We start from the raw sequence: 11,737 nt of genomic DNA, 5'->3' as shown, positions 1-11,737 counted from the left end.
TGTCCTATTTGGCTGGCAACCTGGATCGCATGACGGACACCCCGGCACGGCTGCTCACCCTGCTCTCCCTGCTCCAGACCCCGCGCGAATGGCCCGGGAGCGAGCTGGCGGAACGACTGCGGGTGAGCGCGAGGACCATCCGGCGCGACATCGAACGGCTGCGGGAACTCGGGTACCCGGTGGAGGCCACGCTGGGCGCGGAGGGCGGATACCGGCTGGTGGCGGGGGCCGCGATGCCGCCGCTGCTGCTGGACGACGAGGAGGCGGTGGCGATCGCGGTGGGCCTGCGCGCGGGCGCCGGGCATGCGATCGAGGGGGTGGAGGAGGCGTCCGTACGGGCCCTCGCGAAGCTGGAACAGGTCCTGCCGGGGCGCCTGCGGCGCCGGGTGGGCGCGCTGCAGTCGGCCACGATCGCGGTGACGCGCGGGGACGGGGCCAGCGTGGACCCGCGGACGCTGACGACGATGGCGTCGGCGGTGGCGGGGCCGGAGCGGCTGCGGTTCGCGTACCGGGCGCGCGACGGGGCGGACTCGCGGCGGCTGGTGGAGCCCTACCGGCTGGTGAGCACGGGAAGCCGGTGGTACCTCGTGGCGTACGACCTGGACCGGGAGGACTGGCGGACGTTCCGCGTGGACCGGGTGGCGGAGCCCTTCGCGACGGGCGCGCGGTTCACTCCGCGGGAGCTGCCGATGGAGGCGGCTGAGTTCGTACGGCGCGGGCTGCGGGGCGGGGAGACGTACGCGGTGGAGGTGTCGTTCGCAGGCCCGGCGGAGGCGCTGCCGGGGTGGCTGCAGGCAGAGGCCGAGCCCGAGGGCGCGGGCTGCCGGGTGCGCTTCCCGAGCGCGGACTCCCCGGAGTGGGTGGCGGCCCGCCTCGCCCTGGTCGGCATCCCCTTCACGGTCCACGCCCCGGACGTCCTGGCGGCGGCCGCCCGTGCGCTGGCCGCGCGCCTGACCTCGGCGACGGCTCCGTAGCGGGGAGGCCGCCCGGGGGCTTCACCGCCGCAGGGGCGCAAAAGGGAGCCCCCGGCGTCTGGGGGGGGTAGACGCCGAGGGCTCGTTCGAGGGGCTTCGCGCGGGCCGGGTCAGGCCACTGCGTCGAAGCCCGTGTCGCGGGCCATGCGCTTCAGCTCGAGGAGCGCGTGCTTCTCGATCTGGCGGATCCGCTCCCGCGTCAGGCCGTGCTGCTTGCCGACCTCCGTCAGGGTCCGCTCGCGGCCGTCGTCGATGCCGTACCGCATCTTGATGATCGACGCCGTGCGCTGGTCCAGCTTGCCCAGCAGGTCCTCCAGCTCCTCGCTGCGCAGGAGCGACAGGACGGACTGCTCCGGCGAGATCGCGGAGGTGTCCTCGAGGAGATCGCCGAACTGCGTCTCGCCCTCGTCGTCCACGGACATGTTCAGGCTGACCGGGTCGCGCGCCCAGTCCAGGACGTCGCCCACGCGCTTCTCCGTCGAGTCCAGCTCGGCGGCGATCTCCGCGTGGTCCGGGTCCCGGCCGTTCTCCCGGTTGAACTCCCGCTGGATCCGGCGGATCCGGCCGAGCTCCTCGACCAGGTGGACGGGGAGGCGGATGGTGCGGGACTGGTCGGCGATGGAGCGGGTGATGGCCTGGCGGATCCACCACGTGGCGTACGTGGAGAACTTGAAGCCCTTGGCGTAGTCGAACTTCTCGACGGCGCGCACCAGGCCGGCGTTGCCCTCCTGGATCAGGTCGAGCAGGGGCAGGCCGCTGCGCGGGTAGCGGCGGGCGACGGCCACGACGAGGCGGAGGTTGGAGCGGATGAAGATCTCCTTGGCGCGCTCTCCCTCGGCGGCCAGGGCCTCCAGCTCCTCGCGCGACGGCGCCTCGCCCTCGCGCTCCGTCTCGCCGTCGAGGATCTGCTGGGCGTACACGCCCGCCTCGATGATCTGCGAGAGCTCCACTTCCTTGGCCGCGTCGAGCAGCGGGGTACGCGCGATCTCGTCCAGGTACATGCCCACCAGGTCGCGGTCGGCGAGCTCCCCGCCCACAGCGCGGGCGCTGCCCCTGGACTGACGACGGGCGACGGCGCGGGTTGCCATGCGTGCTCCCTTGCAATGAGTTAGGTCGCGTTGCGGCTGCTGGAACGCGGCTCTGCGTCCCTGGACACTCTCCCGAGTGCCCGCTTCCGAAGGAAACAACGACTGGAATCGGGACAGAATTCCCACGCCGGTCCCTCTTTTTCGAGATCTTGCAGTATCCTGCCCCGCCGCCCTCGCGCAGGGAGCGGGCGGGATACCGTCAGAGCTCGAAGAGGTGCAGGTCAGACCCGCGTTCGAGGCCGGCTCGGAAGCCTTCGCCGACCCGTACGGGTGCCGCTTCCGTGAGACCGCCGTCACACGCCGCGACACGCGCCGTGGCTGCACTCCACCCCTGAAGACGGCCCTCGCCCGTTTCCGGTTGCCTGGACAACCGGCCCATTCCTAGCCGAACTGGACCGACCGCTTCGAAAGGCCCATCCAGAAGCCGTCGACCGCGTCGGAGCGGCGGGCGAGATCGCCCGAGGCGTCCGCGGCGCCGAGGGTGACGAAGAGCGGGGCGAAGTGCTCCGTACGGGGGTGGGCGAGGCGGCCCGCAGGGGCCTTGGCCTCGAAGTCCAGCAGCGCGTCGACGTCGGACGCGGCCAGCGCCTCGCGGCCCCACGCGTCGAACTCCGCCGACCAGGACGGAACCCCAGGACCGGTGTGGCGCAGCGCGGCCAGGTTGTGGGTGAAGAAGCCGCTGCCGACGATCAGGACGCCCTCGTCGCGCAGGGGTGCGAGCTTGCGGCCGATGTCCATCAGGCGGCGCGGGTCCAGCGTGGGCAGGGAGATCTGCAGGACCGGTATGCCGGCCTCCGGGAACATCTCCACGAGCGGGACGTACGCGCCGTGGTCGAGGCCGCGGTCCGGGAGGTCCTGGACGAGGGTGCCGGGGGCGTGCAGGAGGGCCCGTACGGAGGCGGCGAGCGCGGGGGCGCCGGGGGCGTCGTAGCGGACCCGGTAGTAGTGCTCGGGGAAGCCCCGGAAGTCGTACACGAGCGGGACCCGCTCCGTGGCGCCGAGGGCGAGCGGCGCCTCCTCCCAGTGCGCGGAGACCATCAGGATGGCGCGGGGGCGGGGCAGCGCGGCGGACCAGGCGGCGAGCTCGCCCGGCCAGACCGGGTCGTCGGCGAGCGGCGGGGCGCCGTGGCTCAGGTAGAGCGCCGGCATACGGGCCGGGGGCTCGGCGGACAGGGAATCGGGGGACGGGGAATCGGCGGGGTTCGGGATGGTCGTCACGGGGCGCTCCTCGTTCGTCAGCACGGGACCGCGCCGGGCACAAAAACGACCCCGTGTTGTTCAAATTTGAACGACACGGGGTCGGCAGTCATTCCCGGGGTTCCCCGAGCCGCGTCAGTGGGCGATCACCGGGACCTTCACCTCGGCGTCGGCGCCCGCGCCGGCACCGGAGGCGACGGGGCCGCCGGCGCCCGGACGGCCGGTGTTGATGAGCGTCAGCGCGATGGTCGCGCTGGCGGCGAGGATGCCGACCGCCCACCAGATGGCGCTGGAGTAGCCCTCCACCATCGCCTGGGCCTGGATCAGCTTCGCCGCCGGGCCGCCCGCCGCGGCCTCGGCCGCGTGGTCGGTCAGGTACGCGGTGGTCGCCGAGGCGGCGATCGTGTTCAGCAGGGCGGTGCCGATCGCGCCGCCGACCTGCTGCGAGGTGTTGACCATGGCGGAGGCGACACCGGCGTCGGCCGGGTTCACCCCGTGCGTGGCCAGCGACATGGCCGGCATGAACGCCGTACCCATGCCGAGGCCCAGCAGCAGCTGCGCCGGCAGGATCAGCGCCGGGTACGAGGACCCGACCTCGAGCTGGGTCAGCATCAGCATGCCGCCGGCGGCGAGCAGGAAGCCCGGGCCCATCAGCAGCCGGGGCGCCACCCGGGTCATCAGGCGGGCGCCGATCTGCGTGGAGCCCGTGATCATGCCCGCGATCATCGGCAGGAAGGCGAAGCCGGTCTTGACCGGCGAGAAGCCCTTCACGACCTGGAGGTAGTAGGTGAGGAAGAGGAACAGGCCGAACATCGCGATGACGGCCAGGCCCAGGGAGAGGTAGACACCGCCGCGGTTGCGCTCCAGCAGGACGCGCAGCGGCAGCAGCGGGGACTTCACCCGGGACTCGACGAACACGAAGGCCGCGAGCAGCGCCGCCGAGGCGATGAACATGGCCACGGTGACCGTGTCGGACCAGCCGGCCGACTCGGCGCGGGTGAAGCCGTAGACCAGCGCGACGAGGCCGAGCGTGGACAGGACCACACCGGGGATGTCGAGCGGCGCGCGGTTGCGGCCGCCGGCGGGCTCACGGATGACCAGCCAGGCACCCACGGCCGCGGCGATCGCGAACGGGATGTTGACGAAGAAGGTCCAGCGCCAGTTCAGGTACTCGGTGAGGAAGCCGCCGAGGATCAGGCCCACGGCGCCACCGCCGCCGGCGATCGCACCGTAGATGCCGAAGGCCTTGGCGCGCTCCTTGGCGTCGGTGAACATGACGGCCAGCAGGGAGAGCGCGGCCGGGGCGAGCAGTGCGCCGAAGGCACCCTGGAGGGCGCGGGCGCCGAGCATCATCGCCTCGCCGTTGGCGGCGCCGCCGAGCGCGGAGGCCAGGGCGAAGCCGATGAGGCCCACGATGAAGGCGTTCTTGCGGCCCCACTTGTCGGCGATGCGGCCGCCGAAGAGGAGCAGTCCGCCGAAGGCCAGCGCGTACGCGGTGATGACCCACTGGCGGTTGCCGTCGGAGATGCCGAGGTCGGTCTGGGCAGACGGAAGGGCGATGTTCACGATGGTCGCGTCGAGGACGACCATCAGCTGCGCCAGGGCTATGAAGACGAGTGCCTTCCAGCGGCTGGGATCGGCAGCCGGCGCGAGGGTCGCGGCCGTTTTTGGCATGGGGATACCCATTTCGTGTGCGGAATGACTGAAAAAGATACGTCTACAACGTTTAGCCGGGTTTACGACGCTAGCGGGCGCGACCCGGGGCGTCACATGGTTTTCTGCCTCAGGTCCTCGAGGGTGGCCGCCGAGCCGGGCAGCTCGGAGCGGGCCGGAGCCCGCAACCCGTCCAGGAACAGCTGGAGATGACGGTGGACGAATCCCTCCACCTCGGTGCAGCTGATGCCCGGCAGGGGCCGGCTGAGCTGGGAGAGGGCGATCATCAGGTCGCCGACGCCGATGTCCGTGCGGATCAGCCCGGTCTCCTGACCGGCCGTCACCAGGGTCTCGACGGCTTCCGCCAAGGCCTCGCGGGCCGCGACGAGTTCGGGGTGCTCGCCGTCGAAGTCACCGGCGAGCATGGGGCACAGGGCCCCGATCCGCTCGTCCGCGGCGGCGTGCGTGAAGCGGCACAGCGCGGCGAAGGCGTCGGGCTCCTCGGCCAGCGAGTCCTCGGCCTGGGCCGTGACCCGGTCCATGACGAAGAGCACGACGTGGTGGACCAGGGCGGCCCGGTCGGGGAAGTGCCGGTAGAGCGTGGCGTTGCCGATGCCCGCCCGGCGGGCGATCTCGTCGAACGGTGCGCCCGAGCCCAGCTCCACGAGCACCTCGCGCGCCGCCACCAGGATCCGCTCGCGGTTGCGGACGGCGTCCGCGCGCGGACGCGGGACCCGCGCGGGCCGGGGCTCCGGGGCCGTCGGGCCGGCGCCCGACAGGTCCGTGCCCGGCAGGTCCGCGACCGCCTCCGGGGCGGCCGGCGCCGCCACGAGGGTGGTGGAGCGCTTCATTCGAGGCCTCCCTGGGCCTGGGACTCGTACACCGCCCCCTGTAAACGGGGAGCTGGTCCCCGCTTTGCGGGACTCCCGTACAAACGGGGATTGAGTCCCCGGTTATTTCACTCTCATGTGTGACCCGGGTCACATCGCGACTCCCGTTCGGACGCACCCGACGCGCGGGCGCGCCGCAGCCGACGGAGGGTGATCGCACAGAGCGCAGTCCGGGCCCGGCCGGCTGCCGCGGACCCGAAGGCGATCTCCATGCCGCAGACCCGCCACCGGATACGCACGCCACGCCGTGCCGGCGCCTACATCGGCCTCACCGTACTGGCCCTCGGTGTCACCGCCACCGCGAGCACCGGGATCGCCGACCGCAGCCACTCCGCGGCCGGGCCCGTGGCCACGAGCGCCGAGTCCGCGCTGGCGCCCTGCCGGATCACCGGCGCCATGGGCGTGCAGATGTCCGAGGGCATGCCGACCCCGCCGGGGTACTCCCGTTCGACCGGCGAGGTCCGGGCGCTGAACCTGATGATCGACTTCCCGGACGCCAAGGGCGAGGGCACGGCGCTGGACCGGCTCGCGGAGTTCTTCCCCCAGACCTCCGACTGGTTCCGCACCAGCTCCTACGGCCGGCTCACGTACCGGGCCGAGGCGCCGATAAGGACCTGGCTGCGGATGCCGATGCCGTTCGCCGCGTACGGGATCGAGCGCGGCTCCGCGTACGAGCCGGGCTACCGGCAGCTCGTCGAGCACATCGCGAAGGCCGCCGACTCCGAGGTGGACTTCAGCCGCTACGACCTGGTCAACATCCTGGTCACCCCGAACGCCGGACCGTCCGCCCTGGACACCGTGCTCTCGGTGACCTTCTCCGGCAACGGCGAGGCCCCGATGGCCGACGGCGTGCCGCTCGCCAACACGTCCTTCGTCTACAGCCGCCAGGACGACGGCTCGGGCTCCTACCGGGAGACCGGCTACCGGGTGCTCCCCCACGAGAACGGGCACGTCTTCGGACTGCCCGACCTGTACACCCCCGACGGCGGGGGCGCGGTCGGGCACTGGGACATCATGAGCGAGGACTGGGGCGCCAACAACGACCTGCTGGGCTGGCACAAGTGGAAGCTGGGCTGGCTGGACGGCTCGCAGATCAGCTGCGCCTCGAAGTCCGGCATCAGCGACCACACCCTGACCCCGCTCGGGGTGGAGGGCGGCACGAAGCTGGCCTTCGTACCGGTGTCGGAAAGCGCCGGGTACGCGGTGGAGGTGCGCACCCGGTCCGGGAACGACGAGGCCGTCTGCAAACCCGGCGTACTGATCTACAAGGTGGACTCCCAGGTGGACACCGGGCGCGGGCCCGTGACCGTCTCGGACAGCGCGAACGGCAGCGGCGGCTGCACCCGGCGGCCCAACGTGCACGGGGAACTGTCGGACGCGCCGTTCCGGCCGGGCGAGACGTTCACCGACGACAAGGCCGGCATCAGCATCTCGGTGGTGGGCGAGCTGCGCAACGGCAGCTTCCAGGTCCGGATCACCCGCCCCTGAGGCCGAGCGGCTTCAGCCCACGAAGACCCAAGGAGAACCCGATGACGACCGGCACCCCCGAAGAACGGCTCGCCGCGGCCGGGCTCAGCCTCCCGAAGACGCTCGCCCCACTGGGCACGTACGTGCCCGCCCTGGTCAACGGGCATTACGTGTACACCTCGGGCCAACTCCCGATGGTCGACGGCGAACTGCTGCTGACCGGCAAGGTCGGGGCCGAGGTCAGCGCCGAGCAGGCGAAGGAGCTGGCCCGGCAGTGCGCGCTGAACGCCCTCTCCGCGATCGCCTCGGTCAGCGGCGACCTGTCCGCCGTCAAGCGCGTGGTCAAGGTGGTCGGCTACGTGGCCAGTGATCCGCGGTTCACCGGCCAGCCGGGCGTGGTCAACGGGGCCAGCGAGCTGTTCGGCACCGCCTTCGGCGACGCCGGCATCCACGTCCGCAGTGCGGTGGGGGTGGCGGTGCTGCCGCTGGACGCACCCGTGGAGGTCGAGGTCACCGTGGAGCTGCACACCCCGATGGGCGTCTGAGGCGTCTGAGGCGTCTGAGGCGCAGGGTCACGCGGCTCCGCCGGCCTGGTACTCCTGCCAGGTCCACAGGAGTTGGCGGCGGGCCAGGACTCCGACGGCGTGGCGGCGGTAGCGGGCGGTGCCGCGGATGTCGTCGATCGGGTTGCAGGACGCGGCCGCGAGATCCCCGAACTGCTTCGCGATCGACGGGGTGATGACCTTGCGGGACTCCCAGAAGCCGCCCTCTTCGAGCGCCGCGGCCAGGAACTCCTCGGCCGCCTTCGCCCGGATCGGCGTGGGGGCCGCGGAGCCGATGCCCGTACGGACGGTCCGGGTCGCCGGGTGCAGGGCCAGGCCGAAGGCGCAGACGGCGATGACCATGGCGTTGCGGGTGCCGACCTTGGAGAACTGCTGGGGCCCGTCGGCCCTGGCCACGTGGACGGCCTTGATCAGCTCGTCGGGGGCGAGGGCGTTGCGCTTGACCCCGGTGTAGAACGCGTCGATCGGGATCAGCCGGGAGCCCCGTACGGACTCCACCTCGACCTGCGCGCCGGCCGCGAGGAGCGCCGGGTGCGCATCACCCGCCGGGGACGCCGTACCGAGGTTGCCGCCGACGCTGCCGCGGTTGCGGATCTGCGGGGAGGCGACGGTGTGCGAGGCGAGGGCCAGCCCCGGGAGTTCCGCGCGGAGGTGCTCCATGATCTCCGTGTACGGGACGGACGCGCCGAGCCGTACGACGTCCTCGCCGATCTCCCATTCCCGCAGCAGCCCGATGCGGTTCAGGTCCATGAGGTACTCCGGCCGGCGGTGGTCGAAGTTGATCTCGACCATCACGTCGGTGCCACCGGCGATGGGCACGGCGGTGGGGTGCTCGGCCTTGACGGCGAGCGCCTCTTCCCAGTCGGCAGGGCGAAGGAAGTCCATGGGTGTCCCATGGACCGGGGTGTTCGGACTCAAACCGAATCAGGCGGAATTCCCCCGGCCATCGCGTTCCGAGCGGCCTTCCGCGGAGCCACCGGCCCGCTCTCTGCGAAGGCTCCCTGACGGGTCGTCCTCCGCCGCAGCGGCAACCCGCGTGTCCGGCTGCTCCAGGGCCCGATCATGCGGCAGGCACGAGCCGACGTCGAGCCTCGCTTGTGGAGGCGCATCCGTGGAGCACGATCCGCTGGCCTGTCGGAGGTCAGGCCTTCGTGGCCTTCGCCTTCGTGGGGCTTGACGGAAATACCAAAACCGCAGGTCAGAAACCTGGCACCGAGGTCACTCAAAACGCTCTGCCGTCCTTTCTGGAACGCAGTACGCAACGCCCCAGGTCAGAGCCACGCTGATACCTCACCCGCCAGCGCATCCATGCCGCGGCTCCCAGGGGGCTGGATGCCCTTCCGGTCCCCCAGATGGACGCGTGAAGTCCCGTTACTGACGGCCCACCAGCCACGGCCGTGGGGCACCTGCGGGGCTGCTGTTCGCCGGCGACGATCAGAAGGGTGGTCGGCGACGGGTCACCGCGCCGGTGGCGTAGCTCCGGTGCGGGCGTGGTGCATAGGCCGACTCACGTGATGTCCAGTGCCCAGAGACACCATCCCTGACGGCTGATCCTGAAGTCGCCGCTCGGAATCACCACCTGGAGCCAATCCAGGCCTTCCGCCCGGAGGGCGGCTGCTGAGGCTGATCCCTCGTACTCAGTTTCCACGCCCCCAGACCCCGAGCAGGCCCGGTACGCGACTCCCATCGCGCACCAGGCCTGTGGTGTCGCCATCGAGACGCAGTCAGGCCTGTTCCCAAGGTGCGGGATTCGGGCGGCGGTGCCACCACCAGCCGACCGGCGTCTGCTCTGCGGAGCCGCCGGTCAGCTCTCTGCGGAGACTCCCTGACGGGTCATCCTCTGTCGCCGCGGCAAACCGTCTGTCCAGCTGCTCCAAGGCCTCGTCGAGTAGCTCAGTGACATCAAGCGGCAGGTGGGCACCAATTCCCGCCAGCTCGTCACGCGATTCCAGCCGCTCCCGGTAAAGGTCGGCCGGATACCAGCCCGACGGCGCCCACCCGGATTCCATTTGCGTGATGACCCTCTCCCAAACCACCAGGTTGCCCTTCGCGGTCCAGACGGGGCTACCGGTGCCGTCGTCGAGGGAAAGCCTCGCGAGGCCCGAGGCGGCCTGCCGCACCTTCTCCACCGATGCCGCGAAGGCCCAGGCCACCGGCGTATCCGGCCGCTGTTCCCGTACGATCTCGGCGAATCTCGTCACGGTCGCCCCGGGCAGTTGCGGCACTGGCGCCTCGACGGCAGTGATCGCGTAAAGGGGAGGCTCGTCATCGGAGAGTTCGAGCCGGGCTCGGGTGAGAACGCCTTCCGGGGTCACCGCCCAGTAGGCACTCGGCGGTGCTTCCTCAGCGGGAAACAGGACGGTCGTCATGGCGGCCTTCGCGAACCCTGCGGCGAGGTCGGACTCGGGCGGCTGATCAGCGACGTGTTCCTGGGCGTAGACGTCTAGCGACCAGGCCACATCACCTTGAACTGCCCGGTATTCGCACGAGACGGGCGCATCCCAGTTGCGGAGGTCGGGGTCGCCGTCAGAATCCGCCACGTCCACGTCACCTACCGCGATACCGAGGCATCCGGCAAGGGCGAGGGCCATGGTCTCGGGCCTGACGGGGTCGACGGTAAGGAGGTTGTATGTCACGGATACGTCCCGTTGTAGATGGCCAGCGCTTTCTCGACGATGCCTGGATTGTTCGTGAATCGTGCCCCGGGTCCACAGCCGACCAGAGCCACCCCGGACGCGAAACGGACATCCAGAAGCGCTTCGGCAACGCCGACACCGTCCCGACAGAGGCCCCACGCACCCGACATCGCCGAAACACGCAGGTCACAGGGCCCGAGATGGACGTGGCCGAGGCGCACGCCAATCGAGGCGACCTCGGCCAGCCTGATCCGCTAGGCTGTCAGCGGTCAGACGGCTACCAGGCGTGTGCCCGGGATAGTGTCCGCCAGGACGCCGCTCCGCCCGCATACGCACGCAAGCTGACCAGGGCGTTTGTCAGTCCGCGTCGACCTGCCCCACCGGGGTTTCCGACACGGTTCGCGACAAGCCCCCGCCTTCGTAGCTCAGGGGATAGAGCACCGCTCTCCTAAAGCGGGTGTCGCAGGTTCGAATCCTGCCGGGGGCACGCGGCTGAGGGCCAGTTCGGAGGAGCGATCCTCTCGGACTGGCCCTTTCGCATGCGTGCAGCGGGTTCTCCCGGGTAGTGCCGATCGGGCGTCTGACGGGGCGTCGGCCTGGTCGCGGAGCGGGTGAGGAGCGCGCCTGCGGTGCTGGGGGGCGGCGGTCAGGTCGTCAGGTCGGCGTAGAAGATGATGTTGTTCGTGCGGTGGCCGTCCTTGATCTCGCCGCCGCAGGTCAGCAGGCGGAGTTCGGGGCGCTGCGTGTCGGCGTAGACCTTGTCGGTCGGGAAGTCCTTCTTGTTGACGTCCTCGATCTCGCGGATCTTGAACTTGGCGGTCCTGCCGTCCTCGCGCGGCACCTCGACGAGATCGCCGAGTTTGATCTTCTCGACGTCCTTCATCAGGGCCGGGCCGTGCCTGGTGTCGAAGTGCGCGACCAGGACGGAGACGCCCTTCTCGCCCGGCGTGACGCCCTCCGTCCACCAGCCGGGGCTGTTCGCGTCCGTGTCGGCGTTCGGTACGCCGAGCTCGCCGGTGGCGGCGTCCACCTTCAGGTCGACCATCTTCTTCGCGTCCACGCCCGCGGCTTCGATCCTCATACCGGTCGGCTTCGACGGGGGGAGGGCGGTCGATGTGCGGGCCACGGGGGCCGCGGAGGTGCCGGCGACCTTCGGTTCCGGGGGGAGCTCGGTACCGCAGGCCGCCAGGGCGGCCGTGACGGACGCCGCCAGGGTCGTCGTCACGATCACGCGGCGCGTGCATGGGATGAGGGTGCTGGACATGGTGT

At 71.1% G+C, this 11,737-nt stretch carries 10 protein-coding genes and 1 tRNA gene; 4 read left to right on the top strand and 7 right to left on the bottom strand.

What is annotated here, in order from left to right:
• The first annotated feature begins 29 nt into the window (after positions 1 to 29).
• Positions 30 to 974 (top strand): YafY family protein, encoded by a 945-nt coding sequence (locus AB5J51_RS23350; protein ID WP_053786969.1) that lies wholly within the window; start codon positions 30 to 32, stop codon positions 972 to 974.
• 110 nt (positions 975 to 1,084) lie between these two features.
• On the opposite strand, the gene AB5J51_RS23345 is transcribed toward AB5J51_RS23350, so the two are convergent.
• The 4 genes from AB5J51_RS23345 to AB5J51_RS23330 form a co-directional block, all read right to left on the bottom strand.
• On the bottom strand, positions 1,085 to 2,062 hold the full coding sequence (locus AB5J51_RS23345) for a sigma-70 family RNA polymerase sigma factor (RefSeq protein ID WP_369778566.1): 978 nt from the start codon (positions 2,060 to 2,062) through the stop codon (positions 1,085 to 1,087).
• A gap of 381 nt (positions 2,063 to 2,443) precedes the next feature.
• Positions 2,444 to 3,211, bottom strand: a complete 768-nt coding sequence (locus AB5J51_RS23340) for a dioxygenase (RefSeq protein ID WP_369780293.1) — start codon at positions 3,209 to 3,211, stop codon at positions 2,444 to 2,446.
• A 183-nt stretch (positions 3,212 to 3,394) separates the two neighbouring features.
• The gene (locus AB5J51_RS23335) at positions 3,395 to 4,933 is read right to left on the bottom strand and encodes an MFS transporter (protein ID WP_133897773.1); all 1,539 of its coding nucleotides are present in this window, start codon (positions 4,931 to 4,933) and stop codon (positions 3,395 to 3,397) included.
• Between the two features lie 92 nt (positions 4,934 to 5,025).
• On the bottom strand, positions 5,026 to 5,763 hold the full coding sequence (locus tag AB5J51_RS23330) for a TetR/AcrR family transcriptional regulator (protein WP_369778565.1): 738 nt from the start codon (positions 5,761 to 5,763) through the stop codon (positions 5,026 to 5,028).
• 249 nt (positions 5,764 to 6,012) lie between these two features.
• Between AB5J51_RS23330 and AB5J51_RS23325 the strand changes: the two genes are divergently transcribed.
• Both AB5J51_RS23325 and AB5J51_RS23320 read left to right on the top strand, forming a co-directional pair.
• Positions 6,013 to 7,290 carry a M6 family metalloprotease domain-containing protein gene (locus AB5J51_RS23325; RefSeq protein ID WP_133897771.1) on the top strand — a complete coding sequence of 426 codons (1,278 nt, stop codon included), beginning with the start codon at positions 6,013 to 6,015 and terminating at the stop codon, positions 7,288 to 7,290.
• A 41-nt stretch (positions 7,291 to 7,331) separates the two neighbouring features.
• Positions 7,332 to 7,814: a RidA family protein gene (locus tag AB5J51_RS23320; RefSeq protein WP_053786966.1), complete on the top strand. Its 483-nt coding sequence runs from the start codon at positions 7,332 to 7,334 to the stop codon at positions 7,812 to 7,814.
• A gap of 27 nt (positions 7,815 to 7,841) precedes the next feature.
• Here AB5J51_RS23320 and AB5J51_RS23315 read toward each other — a convergent pair whose 3' ends face one another.
• Together AB5J51_RS23315 and AB5J51_RS23310 are read right to left on the bottom strand one after the other, a co-directional pair.
• Positions 7,842 to 8,717 (bottom strand): xanthine dehydrogenase family protein subunit M, encoded by an 876-nt coding sequence (locus AB5J51_RS23315; protein WP_369778564.1) that lies wholly within the window; start codon positions 8,715 to 8,717, stop codon positions 7,842 to 7,844.
• Positions 8,718 to 9,556: 839 nt separating this feature from the next.
• Positions 9,557 to 10,468, bottom strand: a complete 912-nt coding sequence (locus tag AB5J51_RS23310; protein WP_369778563.1) for a hypothetical protein — start codon at positions 10,466 to 10,468, stop codon at positions 9,557 to 9,559.
• Between the two features lie 414 nt (positions 10,469 to 10,882).
• Between AB5J51_RS23310 and AB5J51_RS23305 the strand changes: the two genes are divergently transcribed.
• Positions 10,883 to 10,955 (top strand) — tRNA-Arg (locus AB5J51_RS23305).
• A 159-nt stretch (positions 10,956 to 11,114) separates the two neighbouring features.
• Here the strand turns inward: AB5J51_RS23305 and AB5J51_RS23300 are convergent.
• Positions 11,115 to 11,699, bottom strand: coding sequence for a sortase domain-bontaining protein (locus tag AB5J51_RS23300; protein WP_369778562.1), 585 nt, complete (start codon positions 11,697 to 11,699; stop codon positions 11,115 to 11,117).
• Positions 11,700 to 11,737: the final 38 nt, after the last annotated feature.

This window comes from Streptomyces sp. R33, from assembly GCF_041200175.1.
In the GTDB taxonomy this organism is placed as follows: domain Bacteria; phylum Actinomycetota; class Actinomycetes; order Streptomycetales; family Streptomycetaceae; genus Streptomyces; species Streptomyces katrae_B.
This window is presented reverse-complemented; position numbering and strand designations above follow the sequence as displayed.